This window comes from Curtobacterium sp. ODYSSEY 48 V2, assembly GCF_023712625.1.
Classification (GTDB): domain Bacteria; phylum Actinomycetota; class Actinomycetes; order Actinomycetales; family Microbacteriaceae; genus Curtobacterium.
The window spans coordinates 188425-212616 of record NZ_JAMAXX010000008.1; the positions used below are offsets into that span (position 1 = coordinate 188425).

Genomic DNA, 24192 nt, shown 5'->3' on the forward strand with positions numbered 1-24192 from the left:
GCCACCGGCGGCACGTCGCGCGACCGGGAGAGCGCCTGCCCGAGCCCCCGGTCTCAGGCCAGGCGGATGCCGAGCAGGGCGTCGACGAGGTCGACCAGCTCCGGTGTCGCGCGGGTCCCCGCGGCGATCGCGGTGTCGACCGCGGCGACCGCACCCGGCGTGTCGAGGTCGTCGGCGACACGCGCGCGGATGCGGGCGATCGCGTCGGCGGCGTCGTCCTCGTGACCCGGAGCGTCGCCGGACGCCCAGGCGTCCCACGTCGCGAGCCGGGTGGTCGCGCTCGTCAGTTCGCCGTCGAACCACTCCCAGTCGTCCGAGTACCGGTGCGACAGCAGTGCGAGCCGGACGGCCCGCGGGTCGGCGCCGTCGTCGAGCAGGCCGCGCACGGTGACGAGGTTGCCGAGCGACTTCGAGATCTTCGACCCCTGGTAGGCGATCATGCCGGTGTGGACGAAGGCGTTGGCGAGCGGCTGGTGCGCGAGCGCGGCGGCGTGCCCGGCGCTCATCTCGTGGTGCGGGAAGACGAGGTCGCTGCCGCCGCCCTGCACGCTGATCGGCAGGCCGAGCTTGTCGCCCGCGATCACGCTGCACTCGATGTGCCAGCCGGGTCGTCCCGGGCCGAGCTCGGTGTCCCAGCTCGGCTCCCCGGCGCGCTCGGCACGCCAGAGCAGCGGGTCGAGCGGGTCGCGCTTGCCGGCGCGGTTCGGGTCCCCGCCCCGCTCGGCCGACAGCACGAGCATCGTCTCGCGGTCCAGGCGGCTCTCGTCGCCGAGCGCCCACGCCTCGGTGGGGCGGTTCACGTCGAAGTAGACGTCGTCGCCCTCGGAGTCGTCGGTCGGCACGTCGTAGGCGTACCCGGTCTCCTGCAGGTACCCGACGGCCTCGGCGATGCGCTCGACCTCGTCGGTCACCGCGACGAAGTGGTCCGGCGGCAGGACGCGGAGTGCCTCCATGTCGCGGCGGAACAGGTCGATCTGCGACGCGGCGAGCTCGCGCCAGTCGACGCCGTCCCGCGCGGCGCGCTCGAGCAGCGGGTCGTCGACGTCCGTGGTGTTCTGCGCGTACTCGACCTCGAGCCCCGCGTCCCGCCAGGCGCGACCGAGCGTGTCGAACGCCAGGTAGGTCGCCGCGTGGCCGAGGTGGGTGGCGTCGTACGGCGTGATGCCGCACACGTAGAGCGTCGCGCCCTCCGCGCCGTGGGTCGGGTCCACGGGCCGCCCGGCCGCGGTGTCGTGCACCACGGGTCGGGGCGCGTCACCGGGGACGGACGGGACGGACGGGACCTGCCAGGCCCTCACGGCTGGATCACTCCGAGCGACAGCAACACGATGAGCACGATACCGAGTGCGATCCGGTAGACCACGAAGGGCATGAAGCTGCGCTTCGAGATGTAGTTCATGAACGCGGCGATGACGACGAAGCCGACGACGAACGCGACGACGGTCGCCACCAGCGTGTCGACGAGACCGAAGGGCGCGCCGTGGTCGCCGAGGCTCGTCGCGGCCTCGTAAAAGCCGGACAGGAACACCGCGGGGACGGCGAGCAGGAACGCGAAGCGCGCCGCGGCCGGTCGGGTGTAGCCGAGGGCGAGTCCCATCGACACCGTGGCGCCGGAGCGCGAGACGCCCGGGACGAGCGCCAGCATCTGGGCGACGCCGATGAGCAGGCCGTTCCGGAACGTCATCTGCTCGATCGGACGGACCTTGCGCCCGACGACGTCGAGCACGCCGAGCACGACGCCGAAGACGATGAGCACGATCGCCACGATCCAGAGCGACCGGAACGTGGTCTCGATGGAGTCCTTGAGCAGGAGTCCGGCGACCCCGATCGGGATCGTGCCGAGGATCACCAGCCACCCGAGCCGCACGTCCGGGTCGCCCTTCGGCACGTCGCGCCGGACGACCGAGCGGAACCACCGCCCGACGATCCGGGTGATGTCCTTCCAGAAGTAGATCAGCACGGCCGTCTCGGTGCCGAGCTGCGTCACCGCGGTGAACGCGGCACCCGGGTCCTTCGCATCGGGCAGGAAGAGCCCGACGATGCGCAGGTGCGCGCTGGAGGACACGGGCAGGAACTCGGTGAGTCCCTGCACGAAGCCGAGGAAGATCGCCTCGAGGATGTGCATCGAGCGGGGCCTTTCGTGCCGGTCGTCGCGGGTCGCCGCCGAGGGGCGACCCGGCAATGTATCAGTACGTGGCGAGCAGGTCGCCGAGGACGCGCCGCCCGAAGGCGAGGGCGTCGAGGGGCACGCGCTCGTCGACGCCGTGGAACATCGCCGGGAAGTCGACGTCCTCCGGCAGCTGCAGCGGGACGAACCCGTACCCGGCGATCCCGAGCCGCGACATCGCCTTGTTGTCGGTGCCGCCGGACAGCAGGTAGGGCAGCACGGGCGCCCCGGGGTCGTGGCGCTCGAGCGTCCCGCGCACGGCGTCGACGAGGGGTCCGCCGAAGTCCTGCTCGAGGCCGACGTCCCGGTGCGTCATCACGACCTCGACGTCGTCGCCCGCGAGTTCCCGGACCCGCTCGAGCACGGTCTCCTCGTCGCCCGGCAGGCAGCGGAGGTCGACGAGGGCCTCGGCAGCGTCCGGGATCACGTTGTGCTTGTACCCGGCGCGGAGGACCGTCGGGTTGGTCGTCGTGTGCAGCGCCGCGTGGATGAAGCGCGAGGCGGACCCGGTCGCGAGGGCGACCTCGTCCGGCCCGGTCGTCACGGGGTCGACGCCGAGGAGCCGCGCGATCTCGCGGACCATCGCCTCGGTGGTGCCGGAGAGCCGGACCGGCCACTCCTCCGCTCCGATGCGCGCCACCGCGGCGGCCACCTTGGTCACCGCGTTGTCCCGCATCACGTGCGAGCCGTGCGCCGCGGTGCCCCGCGCGACGAGCTTGATCCACATCAGGGCCTTCTCGCCGGTCTGCAGCAGGTAGGCCCGCTGCCCGCCGAGGGTCACCGAGTACCCGCCGACCTCGCTGATCGCCTCGGTCGCGCCGGCGAAGACCTCCGGGTGCGTGTCGACGACGTGGTGGGCGCCGAGCACCCCGCCCGCCTCCTCGTCCGCGAAGAACCCGATGACGAGGTCACGCTCGGGTGCGCCCTGACCTTCGACCACGTCGCGCAACGCCGTCAGCATCATCGCGTCCATGTTCTTCATGTCGACCGCGCCGCGGCCCCAGAGCATGCCGTCGCGCACCTCGCCGCCGAACGGGTCCACCGTCCAGTTCGCGGGGTCGGCCGGCACCACGTCGAGGTGCCCGTGCACGACGAGACCCGGCTTGTCGGCGTTCCGCCCTGCCACACGGGCGACGACGCTCACCCGGCCCGGCTCCGACTCGAAGAGCTGCGGCGCGAAGCCCAGGTCGCGCAGCTCCGCCTCCACGTACTGCGCCGCCTCGGTCTCGCCGACCGACCTGCCCTCGCCCCAGTTCGTGGTGTCGATGCGGATGAGGTCCCGCGCGATGGCGGCGGTGGCCTCGAGGTCCGGCTCGGTCGGCAGGGCGTCGCTCATGCCACCAACGCTACCGGCAGCCCGCGACGCACCCGCGTACGCCCCCCTGCTCGCCCGTCGTTCCGGGGGACTCGCCCGGGATGCGCGCCCGTGTTCATCGTGCGTTCAGAGCCGTGCTAGTGTCTTCTCTCGGCAGGAACGCCGGGAAAACAGCCCGGAACGACAGCCGAACAAGTGCAGAACACCCTGTCCGGGTGGCGGAATTGGTAGACGCGCTAGCTTGAGGTGCTAGTGCCCGTATTAGGGCGTGGGGGTTCAAGTCCCCCCTCGGACACAAGAGGAGAAGAGCCCCCTGGCCTGTCGGCCAGGGGGCTCTTCTCGTCCGTGCTCGCCCGGCGAGCATCGCGGGCCGATGACCCGATGCACGCGCATCGTGCGACATCACCGCTGTCGAACGACGAGCGCGGTGTCGCAGGAGGCGCGCGGCGCGAGGGCCTCCGCCCCACGTCTCAGTGACGCCGCAGGCGACGCACGACCAGCACCAGGCCGCCGAGGGCGGCGAGCCAGCCCCAGTTCGCCACGAGCGGGTCGAGCAGCCCGTGCCGCCAGTCCCGCCGCGAGGACCCGATCCGCGACCGCACGGGGTGCACCCGCCACTCGGCGCGGACGCCGGTTTCGTGCACGACCCGGTCCGGTCGGCCGCGGAGCGCGTCCGTCACCCGGTGGGTGGCCACGTCGATCCGGTCGCCCAGCACGAGGAGCAGCCAGTGCGCCAGCCGTCCCTCGCTGTACCGGGCGTAGGCGAACCGCTTCACGACCCCGGCGAGCCCGGACAGCGGTTGCGCCGTCCCGAACACGGGCGTGACGTGGGCGTGCTCGATCGACCGCTCGCGGCCCTCGCCGCCGGGCTGTGGCTCGGGGACGTCCCAGTGGGCACCCGAGGCGAGTCCGACCTCGCGGGAGAGCTTCGGCACCGACGGACGGTCGGCCGGGTCGAGGTCGCTCCCCCACCCGGGGATGCGCTCACGGAGCTCCGCCGACGAGGGCACACGTCGGGGCGGGTCGGCGATGTAGGGCGTGTGGTCGGTCACGGGTGTCTCCTTCACGGCACGATCACCGTCTTGATGCAGTCGTCGAGCTTCGACGAGAACAGGTGGTAGGCCTCGTCGATGTGCTCGAGCGGGACCCGGTGCGTGATGATGTCGCTCGGACGGAAGTGTCCGGCCTGGATGTGCTCGAGCAGCCGGGGCCACTGGCGCTTGACCGGCGCCTGGTTCGTGTGGATCGTCAGGCCCTTGTTCATGGCGTCGCCGAACTTCACCGCGCTCGGGATCGGTCCGTACGCGCCGACGGCGGAGATCGTCCCGCCCTTGCGCACACCGTCGATCGCCCAGTTGAGCGCGGTCGGTGACCCGCCCTGCAGCTTGAGCTTCGACGCCGTGACCTGCTGGGTGAAGTTGCCGTCCGCCTCGGCACCGACGGCGTCGATCACGCTGTCCGCTCCGAGGAAGTCGGTCTGCTGCTTCATCTCGAGCACGACGTCGTCGACCTCGGCGAAGTTGATGGTCTCGGCGTGGGCGAAGGTGCGCGCCTTCTCGAGCCGGTACTCCAGCTGGTCGATGACGATCACGCGGCCGGCACCCATGAACCACGCCGACCGGGCAGCGAACAGCCCGACCGGGCCGGCGCCCAGCACCACCACGGTGTCGCCCTCGCGGATCGAGGCGAGCTGTGCGCCGAAGTAGCCCGTGCTCAGGGCATCGGTCATCAGGAGGGCGTCCTCGGCGTCCAGCCACTCCGGGATGACGGACGGGCCGACGTCGGCGAACGGTACGCGGACGCGCTCCGCCTGCCCGCCGTCGTAGCCGCCCGTGGTGTGCGAGTACCCGTAGATGCCGCCGACGGCCGTCGCGTTCGGGTTCACGTTGTGGCAGTTCGAGAACAGCCCCCTCGCGCAGAACCAGCAGGAGCCGCAGTAGACGTTGAAGGGCACCATCACGCGGTCGCCGACGGCGAGTGACGCCACCGACGAACCGACCTCCTCGACCACGCCGATGAACTCGTGGCCGAAGGTGTGCCCGACGCGGGTGTCGGGCATCATGCCGTGGTAGAGGTGCAGGTCGGAACCGCAGATCGCGGCCCGTTCGACCCGGACGACGGCGTCGTTCGGGTGCTCGATCCGGGGATCGGGCTTCTCCTCGACACGGACCCGGTACGGTCCGCGGTAGGTCATGGCACGCATGGGCGCTCCTCTCGTTCGTGGAGCCCACGCTCGCCTCGGTGCCGTGCGAGGCGATCCAGGACCGCGCGATCTGAGCAGAACGACCGGGACCGTCGACGAGGGACCGGCGAACGGACGGGAGGCGCGGTGCCGACCGGCACCGTGCCTCCCGTCCGTCACGTGGTGACGTCGACCTGTGTCAGCTCTTCGAGGCCTCGACGAAGTTGCGTCGCGGGTCGGTCTCCTTGATGAGGCTGGTCGCGTCGCGGCCTGACACCGCACCGGTGATCCAGCCGATGACGATGCGGACCTTCCGGTTCAGCGTCGGCATCGCGTACACGTGGTACGAGCGGTGCGCGAGCCAGGCGAGCAGGTTCGTCATCTTGACACCCTTGATGTTGCCGGCGCCCTTGCCGACGCCGTACGAGGCGACGGTGCCGATCGACGGGTGGCGGTACTCCTCGAGCGGCTTGCCCGTGATGGTGGCGACCACGTTGTCCGCGGCGACGACGGCCTGACGGACGGCGTTCTGCGCGTTCGGCGGGTAGTAGGCCGGCTGCTTCTCGGCGGTCAGGTCGGGGACCTGCGCGACGTCGCCGAGGCCCCAGACACCCGGGACGACCTCGTGCGTGTCCTCGGCCTCGACCTGGAGCTTCGCGTTCGCAGCGAGGTGGCCCTTCGGACCACGCGGCAGGTCCGTGGCGTCGAGGAGCGGGTTCGGCTTGACGCCGGCGGTCCAGACGAGCAGCCCGGTGGCGAACTCGTCGCCGTCGGAGAGCTTGATGACCCCGCCCTCGGCGCTCGGCATGGTGGTCTTCAGACGGACGTCGATGCCGCGGGCACGGAGCGACTCGAGGGTCCACTTCGAGAGCTCCGGGCCCACCTCGGGCGCGACGCGGTCGAGCGCGTCGATGAGCACCCAGCGCGGCTGCTCACCGGCGAGCGACGGGTAGGTCTTGATGGCGGCCTGCGAGACGTCGAAGAGCTCACCGATCGCCTCGACGCCGGTGTAGCCACCGCCGACGAAGATGCTCGTCAGCAGACGGCGACGCTCGTCCTCGTCACGGGTGGCAGCGGCCTTCGCGATGTTGTCGAGGAGCTTCGCGCGGACGTAGGCGGCCTCCTCCACGGTCTTGAAGCCGACGCCGTACTCCTCGAGCCCGGGGGTCGGGAACGTACGGGTCACCGAGCCGAGCGCGACGACGAGCTGGTCGTAGCCGAGCGTGCGGTCGTCGCCGCCGGCCGTGGCGATGGACACGGTCTTGTCCTTCGACGAGATGCCGGTGACCTTGCCCTGGATGACGCGGGTCTTCTTCAGCGCGCGACGGAGCTCGAAGGTGACGTCCTTCGGGGCGATGTGCCCGCCCGCGACCTCCGGCAGGAACGGCAGGTACGTGTAGTACGTGTTCTGGTCCACCAGCGTGATCCGCATCGGCACGGTCGCGGCGTGCTTCTGGAGCTGCTTGACCGTGGTGTAGCCGGCGGAGCCGCCGCCGAGGACGAGGACGTGAGGGATGGAGTCTGCCATGCACCCGGTCTACCGGAAGAACCCCTGTGACGTCACCAAGCCGCGCCGCCCGGTCCGTGCACCGCAACCGGATCGCTCACCGGGCGATCACCGTCCGGGCGGACGGTCCTGCAGGCGCCACCAGGCGGTCTCGGCCAGCTCGGGGCCGGTGTGGACGCCGTGCTGGGTGCGACGGGACTCGGTGAGCGAGAACCGGCGCAGGCGGTACCCGCCGCCGAAGCGGTCGATGATCGCCTCGGGTGAGGACTCCGGCGTGCGCTTCACCAGCCACGTGCGGTCGTCGACGGGCTCGATCACCGTCGGTTGCCGATCCGCGAGCGCAGCACGTCGATCCGCTTCTGGATCTGTTCGATGCTCGCCTGCGCCACGGCCGGCCCACCGCTGATCCGACGGAGCTCGGCGTGGATGGCCCCGTGCGGTTCGTTCGCGTGCCGGGACCAGATCGAGACGAGCCGTGCGAGCTCGGTCCGCTGCTCCTTGATGGTCTGGTACATCGGGCGCGACTCGTCGGGCTTGCTCTTGGGGAGGCCGTCCTTCGCCGCGCGGCCCTTCGACCGCTTCGCCTGGGATGCCTGACGGGCCCGCAGGAGATCGCGCACCTGGTCGGGTTCGAGGAGCCCCGGGATGCCGATGAAGTCGAGTTCCTCGAGCGAGCCGACCTCGCCCCCGGTGCCGAACTCGCCGCCGTCGTAGAGCACCCGGTCGAACGACGCCTGCGAGTCGAGCGCCTCGAACGGCTGCACCTCGAGCAGGCTCTCGGACGCCCGGTCCTCCTTGTTGGCCTCGGCGACCATGGCGTCCTCGGGGTTGTACATCCCGTCGTCGCTGTCCTTCGGCCGGTCGAGGGCGTGGTCGCGCTCGAGCTCGAGCGACGCCGCGAGGGCCATCAGCCCGGGCACGCTCGGCAGGAACACGCTCGCGGTCTCGCCGCGGCGGCGGGCCCGGACGAAGCGCCCGATCACCTGCGCGAAGAACAGCGGTGTGCTCGCGCTCGTGGCGTACACGCCGACGCAGAGCCGGGGTACGTCGACGCCCTCGGACACCATGCGGACGGCGACCATCCAGCGCGAGGTGTCCTCGGCGTACGCCTGGATCCGGCTCGATCCGGCGGCCTCGTCGGAGAGCACCACGGTCGGTCGCTCGCCGGTGATCTGCTGCAGGATCCGGGCGTAGGCGCGCGCGGTCGTGGTGTCGGTCGCGATCACCAGGCCGCCGGCGTCCGGCACGCCGCGACGGACCTCGGTCAGCCGCTTGTCGGCGGCCGACAGCACGGCGGGCATCCACTCGCCCTCCGGCGAGAGCGCGGTCCGCCACGCCTGTGCGGTGATGTCCTTCGTGACCTGCTCGCCGAGGGACGCCGACATCTCGTCGCCCATGCGCGTCTTCCAGCGCATCTGCCCGGCGTAGGCCATGAACAGCACCGGGCGGACGACGCCGTCCTTGAGCGCGCGGCCGTACCCGTAGTTGTAGTCGGAGATCGAGGTCCGGATGCCCTGCTCGTCGGGGGCGTACTGCACGAACGGGATCGGGGCCGTGTCCGACCGGAACGGGGTGCCGGAGAGGGACAGCCGACGGGTTGCCTTCGTGAAGGCCTCGCGGATGCCGTCGCCCCAGGTGAGTGCGTCGCCGCCGTGGTGGACCTCGTCGAGGATCACCAGCGTGCGACCGCCCTCGGTGATCTTCTGGTGGACCTCGGGGTTCATGCCGACCTGCGCGTAGGTGATCGCCACGCCCTGGTAGTGCCGCCCGAACATCCCGTCGCCGTTCTTGAACATCGGGTCGATCCGGATGCCCACGCGGTCGGCAGAGTCCGCCCACTGCCGCTTGAGGTGCTCCGTCGGGGCCACGACGACGATGCGGTCGACGGTGCCGCGGGCGAGGAGCTCCGTGGCGAGGCGGAGCGCGAACGTGGTCTTGCCGGCGCCGGGGGTCGCGGCGGCGAGGAAGTCGCGCGGCTCGGTCTCGAAGTACTTCGTGAGCGCCTCGACCTGCCACGCACGGAGCTTCGACGCGGTTCCCCACGCAGCCCGCTCCGGGAAGGCCGGTGACAGGTGCTCGGCGGCCGCGTTGCCGGCGTTCTCCGCCTGGACCACGGCCTCGTCGTGGGGTCGGGCAGCGCCCGGCGCGGCCGGTTCACCACCGACCGCGGACTGCTCCCGCGTCGCCCGGTCGTCGCCGTCCGGGGCGTCGCCCCACAGCGTCGCGGGCTGCTGCTGGTCGTCGTACTCCGCTGCGCTCACTTCACGCGATCCTACCGTCAGGCCGGGTCCTGCCGGGCGTGCGGCGGACGCTGCTCGGGCGTGCCGCGCACGAGCGAGGCGGGCCGGAGCACGCCGGCACCGAAGCGTGCGGCGACCGCGTCGACCGTCGTCTCGGTCTCCCGCCACGGCGCGTCGTCGTCCCACAGCGCGTTGCTCGCCGCTGCCGGGACGAGGTTCTCGCCGCGCACGCCGATCAGGCGGATCCGGTTGCCGGGCCGGTGCAGGACGTCGTAGAGCTCGACCGCCTCGTGGTGGAGCCGCTTCGCCACGTCGGTCGGTTCGGCGAGCGTCCGGGACCGGGTGAGGGTGCTGAAGTCGGTGTACCGCACCTTGAGCGCGACCGTGCGGGCCTGCACGTCGGCGCGGCGCAGGCGCACGGCGACCTTGTCGGCCAGGCGCAGGAGCTCGCGGGCGACGTCGTCACGCTCGGTCAGGTCACGTCCGAAGGTGACCTCGTGCCCGATCGACTTCTCGCTGACGCCGGTGTCGACCACGCGCGGGTCGCGGCCCCAGGACAGGTCGTGCAGGCGCTGTCCGCCGGCGGGACCGAGTGCGGCGACGAGCGACGGCAGCGGCGTGTGGGCGAGGTCCCCGACCGTGCGGATGCCACGGCGCTCGAGCTTCTCCTGCGTCGTGCCGCCGACGCCCCAGAGCGCCGCGACCGGTTGGGGGTGCAGGAAGGCCACGGTGTGCGCGGCCGGCACGACGAGGAGCCCGTCCGGCTTGGACCGGCTCGACGCGAGCTTGGCGACGAACTTGGTGGAGGCCGCGCCCACCGAGCAGTGGAGACCCGTCTCGGCGAGGACCGCGGCGCGGATGGCGGTGCCGATCTGCCACGGGGTGCCGTAGAGCCGGAGCGCACCGGCGACGTCGAGGAACGCCTCGTCGATCCCGAGCTTCTCGACCTTCGGGGTGAACTGCCCGAAGACGCGCATCACCGCGGCCGACTTCGCCGCGTACTTCTCGAAGTGCGGCTCGACGATGACGGCGTTCGGGCACCGGCGCTTCGCCACGGCCATCGGCATCGCCGAGTTCACGCCGTAGCGACGGGCCTCGTACGTGGCGGCGGTGACGACGGAGCGGTCCGAGTCGTGTCCGACGATGACGGGGAGCCCGCGCAGGTCGGGACGGTCCAGCAGTTCGACGGAGGCGAAGAAGGCGTCCATGTCGACGTGCAGGACCGTCGCCGTCACGTCGTCGACCGGACGCTCGGAGACGAGCCGGTTGCGTCCGTCCTGCTTGCTCACCCGGCGATGATGCCACGCACCACCGACACCCGGGCCGGGCTCCGGCTCAGGCGAGCGGCCCGAGCTCCGCGGCGGCGATCGTCCGCGCCGCCGAGTCCCGCGTCGACGGGTGGTACTGCCCCGCACGGACGTCCCGCGCGAGCCGGGCGAGTTCCGACGACGCCCGGAACGCCGAGCCGCCGGCGAGCCGCAGCGCCTCGTCCACGACGTGCTGCGCCGCGTCCACCGTCCGCGCCTTGGTGCCGACGAGCAGCGGGAACCAGCGGGGGCCGAGGTCGTCCAGCTCGTCGACCGACCGGGCCAGGGCGGACACCTGCAGGGCGACCGCGTCGACCGCGCCGCGCAGGTCGGCGACCGCACGGCGGACGTCGGGGTCCTGCGACCGCGGGACGCCGTCGCGCCCGCGTCGACCGGACACCGCTGCGACGGCCAGTCCGAGCGCCCGTTCGGCGATCCCGACGTACACCGACGCCACGAGCAGCTCGAACGCCGCGAACACCCCGAAGACGAGCGGGTCCTGCGTCGGACCGACGGGGAGCACCCGGACGATCCGCGACGCCGGCACGTGCACGCCGTGCAGCAGCGTCGTCCGGCTCTGGGTCGCGCGCATCCCGAGCGTGTCCCAGTCGTCGAGGTGCTCGACGTCGCCGTCGGACCGCAGCACGAAGCCGTGCACGAGCCGTGGCTCCGGACCACTGGTGTCCTTGCCGAACACGCTGAGGACGTCCCACGCCGGGGCGAGCGAGGTGGACACCTTCGTGCCGGTGAAGCGGTAGCCGCCGTCGCCGTCAGGCTCCGCCGTCGTCGACGAGTCGAACAGCACGGCGTCGTTGCCCGGTTCGCTCACCCCGAAGGCGAGCAGGTGGTCGACCGCCGCGTGGTCGGTGACGGCCTGGAGGAACGACCCGCCCCGCGCCGTGACGGCGCGCGCCGCCTGCACCCACACCTGGTGCATCCCGAGCCCGAGCGCGGTCGCCGGCGCGGCCTGCGCGAGCCGCCGCTGCAGGGCGCTCGTCGCGGCGAGGCCGAGCCCAGCGCCGCCCTGCCCGACCGGGACGCCGATGCGCAGCCAGCCGGCCGCGCGCAGCTCCTCGAGGTCCTCGGCGCAGAACGCGTTCTCGGCGTCGTACCGCGGCGCGCGGGCGGCGATCCGCTCCAGCAGGTCCTGCGACAGCGTCCACCCGGGTTCGTCGGCCAACGTCATGCCACGAGACTACGGTCGGAGGCGTGTCAGCTCGTCATGCGTGGTCCAGGTACGTCGCGATCGGTGACTCGTTCACCGAGGGGATCGGTGACCCGGACCCCACCGTCCCCGGCGGCAACCGTGGGTGGGCCGACCGCGTGGCCGAGGTCCTCGCCGGCCGGGCGGACGGGTTCGCGTACGCCAACCTGGCGATCCGCGGGCGCCTGCTCGGGCAGATCGTCGACGAGCAGGTCGAGCCGGCCCTCGCGCTCCGCCCCGACCTCGTGACGGTGTCCGCCGGCGGCAACGACATCATCCGCCCCGGCTCGGACCCCGACGAGCTCGCCGAACGGTTCGACGGCATGGTCGGGCGGCTGCGGAGCGACGGCGCCACCGTCGTGCTCTTCACCGGCCCCGACGTCGGCATGACACCCGTGCTCGGCATGGTCCGCGGCAAGACGGCGATCTACAACGAGAACCTGCACGCGATCGCGCTCAAGCACGGTGCCCTCGTCGCCGACATGTGGGCGCTCCGGGTCCTCCGCGACCCCCGGATGTGGGCGCCGGACCGCCTGCACCACTCCCCGACCGGCCACGCGACCGTCGCCGCGGCCGTGCTCGACGCCCTCGGGGTCGAGCACGGGCTCGACCCGGTGACGCCGGAGCCGCTCGAGGCCAGACCGTGGCGCGAGGCCCGCGTCGAGGACCTCGGGTGGGCGCGCGAGTACCTCGTCCCCTGGGTCGTGCGGCGCATCCGGCACACGTCGTCCGGCGACGGCATCAGCGCGAAGCGGCCCGACCTGCAGCCCGTTGACGTGACGTCCGACACGCCCTGACCCGGAGTGCACCCTCGGTCGGAGGCCGCACCCCCGTGTGCGCGGCGCGGTGTCCGCCAGTGGGCGCGATCGGTCAGTCGACCGGGCGGCGCAGCGTGAGCGGCCCGTCGTGCAGCGGCTGCGTGGTCCACTCCCCCGTCGCCGTCCCCGCGGTCGGGTCGAGCCGGAGCCGGGCGGCGTGCGGGGTCTCGACGAAGCGGACGACGACCTCGACGGTGCCGTCGGGTCCGGTCGCACCGCTCGTGGCGAGCGGCCCCTCGACCGACCACGCGCCCTGACCGACCGGGACCGACAGCAGCCCGCCGTCGACGTCGACCGTGAGTCGCCAGCCCTCGGCGTCGGACTCCAACCGGAGCCCCTCGAGCACGCCGTCGGACTCGTAGGACCCGGCCACGGCGTCGGCCAGGCGACCGCCCTGCACCGGGGGCAGCCCGAGGGAGGCGAGCCGTGCCTCCAGACCGGGGTCCGCGTCGACACCGGCGGCCGTGCCCGCAGCGCCCTCGTCGCCGTCCTGCGGCGCGATCGCCGGCAGCAGGTGCTGCCAGGCCGCGTCGAGCACCGCCTGCATGTCGAGCGACTGCCCGGTCAGGGCGAGCACGACGTCCTGCTCCGGCAGCACGACGCAGAACTGGCCGTACGCGCCGTCGCCGCGGAAGCCGTGGCGGGCCATCCAGAACTGGAAGCCGTAGCCCTGCCGCCAGTCCGCGTTCTCCTCGTGGGGGTTGTCGACCTGCGTGCTCGTGGCGGCGTCGACCCAGTCCTCGTCGAGGATGCGCTGCCCGTCCCACACGCCCCGCTGCAGGTACAGCTGGCCGAGCGCTGCGACGGCGGCCGTCGGCGCGTACGCACCGCTGAACCCGAGCTCGGCGCCCGTGTCGTCGCGCTTCCACGAGAGGTCGTCGATGCCGAGCGGGTCGAGCAGGCGCGGGCGCAGGTAGTCGACGAGGGACTCGCCGCTCGCCCGGCGGACGATCGCGGCGAGCGTGTACGTGCACGGCTGGTTGTACGCGAAGACCGTGCCGGGTTCCTCGTCCGGCGGGGTGAGGAGGAACCCGCGGACCAGGTCCTCCGGGTCGGTGGCCTCGGCCCGCTGCAGGGTCTCCTCGCGGTGCCCGGACGCCATCGCGAGCAGGTGTCGGACCCGGATCCGGCGACTGCGCTCGTCGGTGACGTCCGCGTCGAGCTCAGGGAAGCACGACAGCACCGTGGCGTCGAGGTCGACGAGCCCCTCACGGACGGCGATGCCGACGGCAGCGGCGGTGAAGCTCTTGCTGAGCGAGTAGAGCAGGTGGACGCGGTCCGCGGCGTAGGGGGCCCACCATCCCTCGGCGGCCACCCGGCCGTGTCGCAGCAGCACGATGCTGTGCGGCTCGACGTCCGGTGTCGACTCGAGGGCGTCGAGGAACGCGGTGATCCCGCGTGCGTCGATGCCGAGGGCGGACGGGGTGCTGCGCGGGAACGTCGTCGTCACGCTCGAGACCCTACGCGGCGAGCCCCCAGCGCTGCGGTGGCGACGCGGGGTCGAGCGACGTGGAGGCCGCGCGCGGGGCTGCGCCGGCGGCGGCTGCCGACGGACTGGTCTCGACGCCGCGGAACGGGTTCGTCCAGCGCCACCAGAGCCCCGGGTCCTCGATGGAGCGCTCGAGCTCGAGCGGCACGGTCACGGGGTCGTGGTGCTCGATCGAGAACCGTACGGAGCCGACCCGCTCGCCCCGCTCGCCGAGCGTGACGCTGTCGAGCCGGGTGCGTGCGGTGACCGTCGTGTCGCCCCAGACCAGGACCTCGGCGGCATCGGCGGCCACGGCGTCGGCGTCGTCCCGCCAGGGCGTCGAGTAGGTGCCGAAGGTCTGGCCGGCGTGCGTGAGCGTGACCGTCTGGAAGTTGTCGGCCACCGAGCGGAGCAGGCGGCGGACGTCGACGTCGAGTGACGGGTGGTCCCTGCCGCCGAGCATGACACCGACGACGGTGACCTGCCGGCCCCCGCGCTGGTACGTGGCGGCGAACAGCAGGCAGGCCCCCGCCTCGTCGAGCGTGCCGGTCTTGATCCCCTCGATGCCGTCCATCCCGAGGAGCTTGTTCGAGTTCTCGATCTCGCCCGCCCCGGGCACGGTCACCTGCTCCGTCCCGACGATCTCCTTCACGACGGGGTCAGCCAGTGCGAGCTGTCCGAGCCGCACCAGGTCGGTCGCCGTCGAGCGGTTCGCGGGGTCGAGGCCGGTCGGCTCGTGGATCGTCGTGTCGTCCAACCCGTGCTCGTCCAGCCAGGCCGAGGCGGCGCGCTCGTAGCCGTCCATCGACCCGAAGGCCCAGAGCGCGAGCGCACCGGCGTAGTTGTTCGCCGACTTCATCAGCATGACCTGCATGGTCTGGTGCTCGGACAGCCGCAGGCCGTCCGGCATCGGCGCCACCTCGCCGTTCTGCGCCAGGTACTCGGCGTAGAGCGCCTGCATCTGCGCGTCGAAGCGGATCGTCGGGCCGGACTCCCCGCGGTCGAGCGGTCTCGCATCGAGCACGACCAGGGCCGTCACGACCTTGGTGATGCTCGCGATCGAGCGGGCCTTGGTGTCCCCGCTGGTGCGCAGGCTCTCCGGGAACCCGGTGGCCTGGACCGCGGTCGCCCCGTAGCCCGGGAACCGCAGGTCCGGCAGGGTCGAGGTCGGGGCGGAGTACTTCGTCGTGGTGGCGCTCGCCGGCGCGAACGGCACGACGGCGACGGCCACCAGGTACCCGACGGCGAGCAGGAGCACCGCGACGACGCCGATCGTCACGGGCCTCCTGACGGCGGAGCGGGGGCTGCGGACGACACGGGGCACGGGAACCGAGGGTACCGGGCAGTCCCGGGGTGCCGGCCGACAGCGAGCCGCCGGTCGTCCCCCGACCGTCGTGTGACGAACACGTAAAACATCGCGCTCCGGGATCCGTGCGTCGCCCGGCAGCCCCTAGCGTGCTGGACATGCACCACGGAACCACCCCGGGCGCCACGCGTGGCGGCCGCACCACCGCCCCGTCCACCGACCCGGCCACCGACCCGGCCGAGGGCAAGAAGACCGCACCGGGCCCGGCTCCGGCTCCGGCTCCGGCTCCGGTCACGGTGCTCCAGCCCGACACCGGCCCGGTCCGGTCGTCGCGGTACCTGCCGGCCGAGGCCGACCGGGTGCTCTGGGGACGGCTCCCGAACGGCGACGACCGCCCGGTCGTGACGCTCGCTCCCGGTGACGACCTGACGATCGACACCGTGAGCCACGAGGGGCTCCTGCCGGACCAGGGCAGTGACCCCGTCGCCTTCTTCGGCCGCCACGGCGTCGCGCCGGAGCACGTGCTCGCCGACGCGGTCGCGATCGCCCGGACCGGTCGCCGCGACCCGGAGCGGGACGGCCCGCACGTGGTCACCGGACCGATCGCCGTCGACGGTGCCGAGCCGGGCGACGTCCTGACCATGACCGTGCTCGAGACGCTCCCCCGCGTGCCGTACGGCGTGGTGTCGAACCGGCACGGCCGCGGGGCCCTGCACGGCGAGTACCCGGTCGACGGGCGCACCGTCAGCGTCTTCGCCGACGTGGTGCCCGCCGACGACGGGCCCGGCGACGACGGGCCCGGCGACGACAGGCCCGGCGACGACCGGCTCCTCGGACGCATCCCACTCACCGAGCGCGGGGACCGGTACGCCCGGTTCCCGCTCGCGCCCTTCCTCGGCATCATGGGCGTCGCGACCCCCGGCGAGCGGCTGCACTCGGTCCCGCCCGGACGTCACGGCGGCAACATCGACGTCAACCTGCTGCAGGCCGGTGCGCAGCTCCACCTGCCGGTCCTCGTGCCGGGTGCCCTGGCCTACGTCGGCGACCCGCACTTCGCGCAGGGGGACGGCGAGGTCGCGCTCACCGCCATGGAGGCCTCCCTCCGTGCGACGGTGCGCTTCGACGTCACGCCGGCCGCCGAGGCAGCGCAGCAGTTCGGGGAGCTCGTCTGGCCGCTCGTCGAGACGCGGGACCACCTGGTGCCGACCGGACTCGACCCCGACCTCGACGAGGCCGTCCGGGCCTGCGTCCGGCACGCGATCGCGATCCTGGGCGCGCGGTACGGCATGGAACCGCACCTCGCGTACGCCTACCTCAGCGCGGCGACGGACTTCGACGTGTCGCAGGTGGTCGACCTGGTGACCGGGGCGCACGCCCGCATCCGCAAGGCCGACTTCGCGGACGTCCGGTGACGGCCGCGGCACGGCCGACCGGCGGTCCGTCGGCACCGACCGGCCTGCTCGACGCCCTCGACGCCTACGAACGGGCACTCGCCGACGACGACCTCGCGGCGCTCGACGACGCGTTCGTCCGCTCCGCCGACACCCTGCGCGGCGACGACCGCGGCCTGCTCGTCGGGCACGACGCGATCAGCACCTTCCGCGGTGCGCGGGGTGGAGTCGCGCCGCGCCACCTGTCCCGCACCGAGGTCCGGGTGCTCGCCGAGGACCTCGCGCTCGTCGTCTGCGTCGCCGCGTTCCGCGACGGCGGCTCGGGTCTGCAGACCCAGCTCTGGCGCCGTCAGGCCGACAGGTGGCGCATCGAGGCGGCGCACGTCACCGGTCGATCCCGACCCCTCGACACCACCGTGTGGCGCGTCGTCGGCGACCCGCTCCTGCCGCCGACCGGCCGCGGCCGTCTCGACGGCGCCACGGTGGCGGTCAAGGACCTGTACGCCGTCGCCGGCCACCGCGTCGGGGCCGGCAACCCGACGTACCTGCAGGAGTCCGTGCCCGTCCCCGCCTCCGCAGCGGCGGTCGCCGCCCTCCTCGACGCCGGCGCGTCGGTCCGCGGCATCGCGCGGACGGACGAGTTCGCCTACGCGCTGACCGGACGCAACGAGCACCACGGCACCCCGCCGAACGGCGCCGACCCGTCGCGTGTGCCGGGAGGCTCGTCCAGCGGATCAGCGTCGGCCGTCCGTTCCGGGGTGGCGGACGTCGGACTCGGTACGGACACCGCGGGATCGCTGCGGATCCCCGCCTCGTACCAGGGGCTCTGGGGCCTGCGGACGACCCACGGCGTCGTCGACCGCGCCGGACTGCTGCCGCTCGCGCCGTCGTTCGACACCGTCGGGTGGCTGACCAGGGACGCCGACACCATGGTCCGTGCCCTCGACGCCTCGGTGCCGCACGGGTCGCACCCCGTGTCGGAGGCCGGGGCGCCGGTCGTGCTCGCGGAGCTCCTCGCCGCCGCGGACCCGGCGACGCAGGACGCCGTCCACGCCGTCGTCGGTGACCTGCCGGTCGTGACGCTCGACGACCTCGGGCTCCCCGCGCTCGAGGACCTCCGCGAGCTCCTGCGGCTCGTGCAGGGTGCCGAGGCGACGGCGGCGCACGGGAAGTGGATAGCGGCCCACCCCGGCGCCCTCGGGGCCGTCGTCGGGCAGCGGTTCGCCGCGGCCGCCGCGAACCCGCCGGACCTCGTCGCGGAGGCCCTCCGGCGCTTCCCCGGGGTCCGAGAAGCGATCCGAGCGGCCCTGGTCGACCGGGTGCTCGTCACGCCGACCGCTCCGGGCCCGGCCCCGTCGCTCGGCGCCGGCGCGGAGGAGCTCGAGCGCGTCCGCACCGCGACGACCACCATGACCGCGCTCGCGAGCGTGGGCGGGGTGCCCTCCCTGAGCGTGCCGGCGCTCACCGTCGACGACGCACCCGTCGGCCTGTGCCTGACCGGCGGGACCGGCACCGACCGAGCACTGGTGACCACGGCGGACCGCTGGCTGCGCGACGGGGTCGGCACGGGCCTCCCGGCCGGCGCTGCCTGAAGCGGTACGCCGGGCCGTCGACGAGCGGTCAGCTGGTCAGGTGGTCGGACGTGCAGCGCGCTGCGCGTGCGTGACCGCCCAGAGCCCCACCGCGCTCGCCGCCGCCACGTTGAGCGAGTCGACGCCGTGCGCCATCGGGATGCGGACCGTCGTGTCGGCGGAGGCGATCGCGGCGTCGGTCAGGCCCTGCCCCTCCGTGCCCATCACGAGCGCGACCCGCTCGGGGACGTCGGCGACGAACGCGTCCAGGTCGACCGAGCGGTCGGTGAGCGCCATCGCGGCGAGGTGGAAGCCCTGCGCGCGGAGTTCCTCGCCGGCGGCCGGCCACTCCCCGATGCGGGTCCACGGCACCTGGAGCACCGTGCCCATGCTCACCCGGACGCTCCGGCGGTACAGGGGGTCCGCGCAGCGCGGGCTCACCAGGACCGCGTCCGCCCCGAGGCCGGCGACGCTGCGGAACACCGCGCCGACGTTGGTGTGGTCGACGACGTCCTCGAGCACCACGACGACCTTCGCGTCCCGGACCACGTCGGCCACCGACGGCAGCTCCGGTCGGTGCATCGCGGCGAGGGCACCCCGGTGCATCCGGAAGCCGGTGAGGTCCTCGAGCAGCGCATCCGGTCCGACGAAGACCGGGCCGTCGTGGTCCGCCACCAGGGGCAGCACGCTGTCGAGCCACTTCTCCTGCACGATGACGCTCCGCGGGACGTGCCCGGCGCGGACCGCGCGCTCGATGACCGTGTTCGACTCGGCGATGTACAGCCCGCCCTCGGGCTCCGTGACCCGCCGCAGCGCCACGTCGGTGAGCCGGGCGAAGTCGTCGAGTCGGGGGTCGTCGAGAGAGTCGATGCGGACGGGGTGCACGGGGCTCGTTTCGTGGGAAGGCGGCTGGGCGTTCGGCTGTTGAGGGTACCGTGGACGACGTGCTGACCGACCCGATGACGGACGAGCTCGACCGCGTCGTGGAGCTGCTGACGGGCAAGCGCGTCGCCGTGCTCTCCGGCGCCGGGCTGAGCACCGACTCCGGCATCCCCGACTACCGCGGCGCGGGCCGGGTGGTGCGGAAGCCGATGACCTTCCAGGAGTTCCGCTCCGACCCGGCGAAGCGCCAGCGCTACTGGGCCGGTTCGCACCTGGGGTGGCGCACCTTCGCCGCCGCCCGGCCGAACACCGGTCACCGCGCGCTCGCCGTCCTCGAGGACGCCGGCATCGTCACCGGGGTCGTCACGCAGAACGTCGACGGCCTGCACCTCCGTGCCGGGTCCCGGCGGGTCGTGGAGATCCACGGCTCGATGGACCGCGCGGTCTGCCTGACGTGCGGGCAGGTGTTCTCGCGCGCCGACCTCGCCGGTGTGCTCGACCGCGAGAACCCCTGGATCGACGAGCCGGGCACGGTGCAGCTGCAGCCGGACGGCGACGTCGAGATCACCGACGTGGAGCGCTTCCGGGTGCCCGACTGCTCGGTGTGCGGCGGGGTGCTGAAGCCGGACGTCGTGTTCTTCGGCGAGTTCGTGCCCGCCGAGAAGTTCCGCGAGGCCGTCTCGATCGTCGCGGACGCCGACGCGCTGCTCGTCGTGGGCTCGTCGCTCACCGTGAACTCCGGCGTCCGACTGGTCGACCACGCCACCCGGCGGAAGCTCCCGGTCGTCATCGTGAACCGGGGAGCCACCCGCAGCGACCGGCGCGCGGTGGCGAAGCTCGACGCCGGCACCACGGAGACGCTCGAGGCACTGGCTGCGCGGCTCGTCCCGTCCGCCGCGGCGTCGGCTGCACCGGCGACGTCCGCTGCGGAGTCGTCCGCTGCGGTGTCGGCTGCTGCGGAGTCGTCCGCTCCGGTGTCGGCTGCTCCGGAGCGCTCTGGCAGGATCGACGGGTGACGACGCTCCTCACCCTGGTCCGGCACGGCGAGACCGACTGGAACGCGCAGCGGCGCATCCAGGGATCGACCGACATCCCCCTCAACGACACCGGGCGATCCCAGGCCGCGGCCACCGCGCTGCTCCTCGGTCGCCGACGGTTCGACGCGGTCGTCGCGTCACCGCTGTCACGCGCGTTCGAGACCGGCGCGATCATCGCCCACCACCTCGGGCTGCCGGAGCCGACCACCCACCCGGGTCTCGCGGAGCGCTCGTACGGCGAGGCCGAGGGGCTCACCGACACCGAGGTCGCCCAGCGCTACCCGCACGACGACGTCCCCGGACGGGAGTCCCGCTCCGCGCTGCTCGCACGGGCGACCGAGACGCTGGCCGAGATCGCCGTCCGCTTCGACGCGGGGTCGGTCGTGGTCGCCACGCACGGTGCCGTCATCCGGGCCGTCGTCAACGCCGCGGCTCCCGGCACGGCGGACCGGTACACGACGCCGATCCGCAACGGGTCCGTGCACTCCTTCCGCTGGGACCCCGAGCGGTTCCGTGCCGAGCTCGTCCGCTTCGACGACCCGCTCGACGAGGTCTCGGAGCAGACGGGCGACGAGTCCTTCGCCGAGCAGAACCCGCTCGAGCGCCGGTAGCGCGGGCGGCGGCCCGTCGCGCACGGTGGACCGGTACCGGACGGTGGACCGGTACCGGACCGTTACCTGCGGCTCCGCGAGCGCGGGGGCCCGCTCGGACTAGGCTCCGGTCCACGGGCGGCCCGACCACCGTCCGGTGGTGCTCGCACCCGTGCGCGAGGAGGGGCCGTGACGAACCAGGGACCGGTGGACGACCGAGTCGACTCGTCCGACGACCTCGACCGGGCGTTCGGCCCGGACACGGCCTCCGTCACCCGGCCGTCCACCGGCCAACGACTCCGACGCGGCACCGTCATCACGCTGTCCTTCGTCGCGGTCGGCGTCGTCATCGCCGTCGTCCTGTCGACGATCGTCAGCAGCATCCAGACCGGGGTCGGCGGGGTGTTCCCGCGACCCCAGGCAGCGCTCGACCGGTTCCGGACCGCGGCGGCCGACGTACCGGGCGTGCTCGCCGTCCGTGACGAGGAGACCACGCGCGACTCCCTTGCGGCCTACCGGGTGTCCGCCGTCGTCGAGGCGTCACCGGACCTGTCGCCCGGTCAGCAGGTCGACCTCGTCCGCGCCCTGAGCGCCGCGGCGGCCGACGCGGACGGCAGCGGAGTCGTCGTGTCGGCGGAGGCCCGCTTCGACACCCTGGTGGTCGGGGTCACGACGGACGCCGAGGTCACGCGACAGCGGCTCGAGGTCGCTCGCTCGGTCGCGGCGATCGGCGGGGTCGTCGCGGTGCGCAGCGACTGGGGTCCGGGGGCACCGTCGGACGAGCCGGACGCGCAGCGCGTCGAGCTCGCCACGGTCGGCACCGGTGTGGCCCTCGCCGCGATCATGGACGTCGCACAACGTGAGACGCACGCGGTCTTCCCCGGCGCCGAGGTGACCTCGCGTCAGCCGTCCTGACGACACCGCTGCTGTCGGCGCCCCACCACTCGTGCGCCGGTCCCGGTCAGCGCTGCTCTCGGTCCTGCACCGCGCGCTCGACGGCCCGGGTCACCTGTTCCGCCGAGTCCTGCCACCGGAACCGGGCCGCCCGCTCGAGCGAGGCCCGCGATGCCTCGTCCCAGCGGTCCTCGAGTCGCCGCACCGCCGCTGCCACCGCGGACGGCGACGACGGGTCGAAGTACTCGGCGGCGTCCCCGCCGATCTCGCGGAAGATCGGGACGTCGCTGACGACCACCGGGGTCCCCACACCCATCGCCTCGACGAGGGGGATGCCGAAGCCCTCGTCGAACGAGGCCGTCGCCAGCGCCGTCGCCCCGCGCAGGGTCGCCAGGTACTCGTCGTCGGAGGCACCGTCGTGGAAGACGATCGCCCCGGTCGGCGCCCGGGCCTCGAGCCGTCGTCGGTCGGCGTCGGACACCCGCGACATGCAGTGCAGCGTCCAGTCGGCTCCGAGCAGGGGCAGTGCGGCCGCGAGCGTCTCGACGTTCTTGTACGGCATGAACGACCCCATGTAGACGAGCGTCCGCGCACGGCTCCCGTCGGGCTCGCGGGGCACGGCCGGGTCGGCCGCGTTGTACGCCACCGTGACGGGGCGCTTCGTCAGACGGTGTCGCTCGATGAGCCCCGCGGTGGTCTCGGACACCGTCACGACGCCGTCCGCGCCGTTCAGCAGCAGGCGTTGCGGCGCCCAGCTCAGGTGGAAGAGCCGCCAACCGAGCCGGATCGGCCACGAGAACTCCCGCGGAGGCGTGCGGTTCCGGTAGTAGATGAGGTCGTGCAGCGTGAGCACGAGGGCGTAGCGGCGGCCGCGGGACCCCATGGTCTGCATCGGTGAGAAGACCGCGTCGAGACCGAGCCGGTTCACCGTCCGGGCCACGAGCGGCTCCCCCGCGTCCGTCGGGGCCGGGATGCGTTCCCACGGGATGCCGTCGGGCAGCGACGCGAGCTGCCGTTCGTCGTGCACGAGCAGGACGTGGTCGTGCCGGTCGGGCAGGTGCGCGACGACACCGGCGGTGAAGCGACTGATGCCGTCGTGCCGACCGATCCGGACGTACCGGCAGTCGATCCCGATCCGCAGGCGCCTCACGAGGCGGACTCCCCCGGCGTGCCGTCGGCCGACGGTGACGCCGCCGACGCGTCGGGAGCCTGCTGCGGTGCGGTGGACCTCGTCCTGCGCGGGTTCCCGCGTCCGGCACGACGGCGGGCCGTCGGCTCGGCCATGCGACGGAGCACCGCGTCGGCGGCGGCTCCGGGCGTCTCGTAGTGCACGAGGTGTCCCACGTCGGGCACCACGACGAGCTCGGCGTCGCGGAGTCGGGAAGCGAGTGCACGCTGCTCGGGCAAGGCCGTGATGTCGTCGTGCTCCGCGGCGACGAGCAGCACGGGGACGTCGATGTGGTCGGCGTACTCGGACACGTCGTGCGTGACCGAGGTGCGGAACGCCTCGAGCACGCTCGTGCGGTCCGCGAACGCCGAGAAGTACCGGTCGTGCTGGTCGTGCACCCATCGCCGCAGGTCGCGGTCGCGTGACTTCAGCATGGCGAGGCTCATCGCCCGCACGATCGCGCGGTTCCGGAGCAGCCCGAGTCCGAGCGGCCTGGGGAGCACCGCGCCGGCCCGGTAGTAGCCGATCGCGATGCCGGTGCCGACGGCCCGGGGCCCCTGCAGCGCGGGTGCCGCGATCGGGTTCACCAGCACGAGCAGCCGGGTGTCGAGGCCGGCCGCGACGGTGGCCGCCGTGACGATCGACCCGAAGGAGTGTCCGAGCACCACGGTCTCGGGACCCAGGGCGAGCGCGCGGTGGAACCCGGTGAGCCACCCGACGTAGGCGTCGACGTCGGAGACCGGCAGCGGGTCGGAGATCCCGAAGCCGGGCAGGTCGGGGACGACCACGCGGACGCCCCGGAGGTGGGCGGCGATCGTCTCGAGTCCGTGGTGGTCGCCGCGGAACCCGTGCACGGCGAGGACCGTCTCGGTGGCGTCGGCCGGCCCGTACTCCCAGTAGTGCGTGGTGCGGCCGTCGAGGGTCACGGCCCGGTGCACGACCGGCGTCGCGGCGACGAGCGACTGGTACGGGGAGATCACGGGTGGTTGCATCGCGGCCAGTCTACGAAGCGGCGACCGGGGTGGTGCGCCCCGCGCCCCGCTGTGGAGGACGACGGACGGGAGGGACGCTGTGGAGGGGTGTCGCGCCTCCCGTCCGGCCACGTGACGCGGTCGTCACGGCGACCCGCGGACAGCAGCAGGAGC

At 73.2% G+C, this 24192-nt stretch carries 21 protein-coding genes and 1 tRNA gene; 7 read left to right on the forward strand and 15 right to left on the reverse strand.

Annotated features, from left to right (window positions below; genetic code table 11):
- Positions 1–53: 53 nt before the first annotated feature.
- From mshC to M3666_RS13680, 3 genes are all read right to left on the reverse strand, one after another.
- Positions 54–1298, reverse strand: a complete 1245-nt coding sequence (mshC, locus tag M3666_RS13670) for a cysteine--1-D-myo-inosityl 2-amino-2-deoxy-alpha-D-glucopyranoside ligase (protein WP_251155501.1) — start codon at positions 1296–1298, stop codon at positions 54–56.
- Positions 1295–2125: an undecaprenyl-diphosphate phosphatase gene (locus M3666_RS13675; RefSeq protein WP_209682544.1), complete on the reverse strand. Its 831-nt coding sequence runs from the start codon at positions 2123–2125 to the stop codon at positions 1295–1297. Before M3666_RS13675 ends, mshC begins: the two co-directional genes overlap by 4 nt.
- A 61-nt stretch (positions 2126–2186) precedes the next feature.
- On the reverse strand, positions 2187–3503 hold the full coding sequence (locus M3666_RS13680) for a M20/M25/M40 family metallo-hydrolase (protein ID WP_251155502.1): 1317 nt from the start codon (positions 3501–3503) through the stop codon (positions 2187–2189).
- 188 nt (positions 3504–3691) lie between these two features.
- On the opposite strand from M3666_RS13680, the gene M3666_RS13685 reads away from it, so the two are divergent.
- Positions 3692–3777 (forward strand) — tRNA-Leu (locus M3666_RS13685).
- A 175-nt stretch (positions 3778–3952) separates the two neighbouring features.
- Here the strand turns inward: M3666_RS13685 and M3666_RS13690 are convergent.
- The 7 genes from M3666_RS13690 to M3666_RS13720 form a co-directional block, all read right to left on the reverse strand.
- A complete protein-coding gene (locus M3666_RS13690; RefSeq protein WP_251155503.1) occupies positions 3953–4534 on the reverse strand; it encodes a hypothetical protein in 582 nt (193 codons plus the stop codon).
- Positions 4535–4545: 11 nt separating this feature from the next.
- A complete protein-coding gene (locus M3666_RS13695; protein ID WP_251155504.1) occupies positions 4546–5685 on the reverse strand; it encodes a zinc-dependent alcohol dehydrogenase in 1140 nt (379 codons plus the stop codon).
- 178 nt (positions 5686–5863) lie between these two features.
- Entirely contained in the window at positions 5864–7192 is a 1329-nt protein-coding gene (locus M3666_RS13700) for an NAD(P)/FAD-dependent oxidoreductase (RefSeq protein ID WP_066654372.1), read from the reverse strand.
- An 87-nt stretch (positions 7193–7279) separates the two neighbouring features.
- Positions 7280–7489: a hypothetical protein gene (locus tag M3666_RS13705; protein ID WP_066654373.1), complete on the reverse strand. Its 210-nt coding sequence runs from the start codon at positions 7487–7489 to the stop codon at positions 7280–7282.
- Complete coding sequence (locus tag M3666_RS13710; RefSeq protein WP_209683346.1) at positions 7486–9285, reverse strand: DEAD/DEAH box helicase; 1800 nt, start codon at positions 9283–9285, stop codon at positions 7486–7488. The genes M3666_RS13705 and M3666_RS13710 overlap by 4 nt, the downstream gene beginning before the upstream one ends.
- A gap of 164 nt (positions 9286–9449) precedes the next feature.
- Positions 9450–10700, reverse strand: coding sequence for a DNA polymerase IV (dinB, locus tag M3666_RS13715; protein ID WP_066654375.1), 1251 nt, complete (start codon positions 10698–10700; stop codon positions 9450–9452).
- A 46-nt stretch (positions 10701–10746) separates the two neighbouring features.
- A complete protein-coding gene (locus M3666_RS13720) occupies positions 10747–11904 on the reverse strand; it encodes an acyl-CoA dehydrogenase family protein (protein WP_251155505.1) in 1158 nt (385 codons plus the stop codon).
- Between the two features lie 23 nt (positions 11905–11927).
- Between M3666_RS13720 and M3666_RS13725 the strand changes: the two genes are divergently transcribed.
- Positions 11928–12719 carry an SGNH/GDSL hydrolase family protein gene (locus M3666_RS13725; RefSeq protein ID WP_066654378.1) on the forward strand — a complete coding sequence of 264 codons (792 nt, stop codon included), beginning with the start codon at positions 11928–11930 and terminating at the stop codon, positions 12717–12719.
- A 73-nt stretch (positions 12720–12792) separates the two neighbouring features.
- Here M3666_RS13725 and M3666_RS13730 read toward each other — a convergent pair whose 3' ends face one another.
- Together M3666_RS13730 and M3666_RS13735 are read right to left on the reverse strand one after the other, a co-directional pair.
- The gene (locus tag M3666_RS13730; protein ID WP_066654379.1) at positions 12793–14190 is read right to left on the reverse strand and encodes a serine hydrolase; all 1398 of its coding nucleotides are present in this window, start codon (positions 14188–14190) and stop codon (positions 12793–12795) included.
- 10 nt (positions 14191–14200) lie between these two features.
- Positions 14201–15532 carry a D-alanyl-D-alanine carboxypeptidase family protein gene (locus tag M3666_RS13735; RefSeq protein ID WP_144411301.1) on the reverse strand — a complete coding sequence of 444 codons (1332 nt, stop codon included), beginning with the start codon at positions 15530–15532 and terminating at the stop codon, positions 14201–14203.
- A gap of 140 nt (positions 15533–15672) precedes the next feature.
- Between M3666_RS13735 and M3666_RS13740 the strand changes: the two genes are divergently transcribed.
- Entirely contained in the window at positions 15673–16926 is a 1254-nt protein-coding gene (locus M3666_RS13740; protein WP_081984861.1) for an acetamidase/formamidase family protein, read from the forward strand.
- A complete protein-coding gene (locus M3666_RS13745) occupies positions 16923–18497 on the forward strand; it encodes an AtzH-like domain-containing protein (RefSeq protein WP_251155506.1) in 1575 nt (524 codons plus the stop codon). The genes M3666_RS13740 and M3666_RS13745 overlap by 4 nt, the downstream gene beginning before the upstream one ends.
- 36 nt (positions 18498–18533) lie before the next feature.
- Here M3666_RS13745 and M3666_RS13750 read toward each other — a convergent pair whose 3' ends face one another.
- On the reverse strand, positions 18534–19361 hold the full coding sequence (locus M3666_RS13750) for an RNA methyltransferase (protein WP_066654382.1): 828 nt from the start codon (positions 19359–19361) through the stop codon (positions 18534–18536).
- 74 nt (positions 19362–19435) lie between these two features.
- Between M3666_RS13750 and M3666_RS13755 the strand changes: the two genes are divergently transcribed.
- The 3 genes from M3666_RS13755 to M3666_RS13765 all read left to right on the forward strand — a co-directional run bounded on the left by M3666_RS13755 (position 19436) and on the right by M3666_RS13765 (position 21900).
- Complete coding sequence (locus tag M3666_RS13755; RefSeq protein WP_251155517.1) at positions 19436–20374, forward strand: Sir2 family NAD-dependent protein deacetylase; 939 nt, start codon at positions 19436–19438, stop codon at positions 20372–20374.
- Positions 20371–21006 (forward strand): histidine phosphatase family protein, encoded by a 636-nt coding sequence (locus tag M3666_RS13760; RefSeq protein WP_251155507.1) that lies wholly within the window; start codon positions 20371–20373, stop codon positions 21004–21006. Before M3666_RS13755 ends, M3666_RS13760 begins: the two co-directional genes overlap by 4 nt.
- Before the next feature lie 168 nt (positions 21007–21174).
- Positions 21175–21900, forward strand: coding sequence for a hypothetical protein (locus tag M3666_RS13765; protein ID WP_251155508.1), 726 nt, complete (start codon positions 21175–21177; stop codon positions 21898–21900).
- A 46-nt stretch (positions 21901–21946) separates the two neighbouring features.
- Here the strand turns inward: M3666_RS13765 and M3666_RS13770 are convergent, their stop codons facing one another.
- Together M3666_RS13770 and M3666_RS13775 are read right to left on the reverse strand one after the other, a co-directional pair.
- A complete protein-coding gene (locus M3666_RS13770; protein WP_251155518.1) occupies positions 21947–23020 on the reverse strand; it encodes a glycosyltransferase family 1 protein in 1074 nt (357 codons plus the stop codon).
- A 5-nt stretch (positions 23021–23025) separates the two neighbouring features.
- Entirely contained in the window at positions 23026–24039 is a 1014-nt protein-coding gene (locus M3666_RS13775; protein WP_251155509.1) for an alpha/beta fold hydrolase, read from the reverse strand.
- Positions 24040–24192: the final 153 nt, after the last annotated feature.

What these genes read in the sequence shown, in the direction of transcription:
- M3666_RS13675 (WP_209682544.1), bottom strand. Translation starts at nt 2,125, where the DNA reads ATGCACATCCTCGAGGCGATCTTCCTCGGCTTCGTGCAGGGACTCACC.
- M3666_RS13775 (WP_251155509.1), bottom strand. Translation starts at nt 24,039, where the DNA reads ATGCAACCACCCGTGATCTCCCCGTACCAGTCGCTCGTCGCCGCGACG.
- M3666_RS13740 (WP_081984861.1), top strand. Translation starts at nt 15,673, where the DNA reads ATGCACCACGGAACCACCCCGGGCGCCACGCGTGGCGGCCGCACCACC.
- M3666_RS13755 (WP_251155517.1), top strand. Translation starts at nt 19,436, where the DNA reads ATGACGGACGAGCTCGACCGCGTCGTGGAGCTGCTGACGGGCAAGCGC.
- M3666_RS13720 (WP_251155505.1), bottom strand. Translation starts at nt 11,904, where the DNA reads ATGACGTTGGCCGACGAACCCGGGTGGACGCTGTCGCAGGACCTGCTG.
- M3666_RS13680 (WP_251155502.1), bottom strand. Translation starts at nt 3,503, where the DNA reads ATGAGCGACGCCCTGCCGACCGAGCCGGACCTCGAGGCCACCGCCGCC.
- M3666_RS13695 (WP_251155504.1), bottom strand. Translation starts at nt 5,685, where the DNA reads ATGCGTGCCATGACCTACCGCGGACCGTACCGGGTCCGTGTCGAGGAG.
- M3666_RS13700 (WP_066654372.1), bottom strand. Translation starts at nt 7,192, where the DNA reads ATGGCAGACTCCATCCCTCACGTCCTCGTCCTCGGCGGCGGCTCCGCC.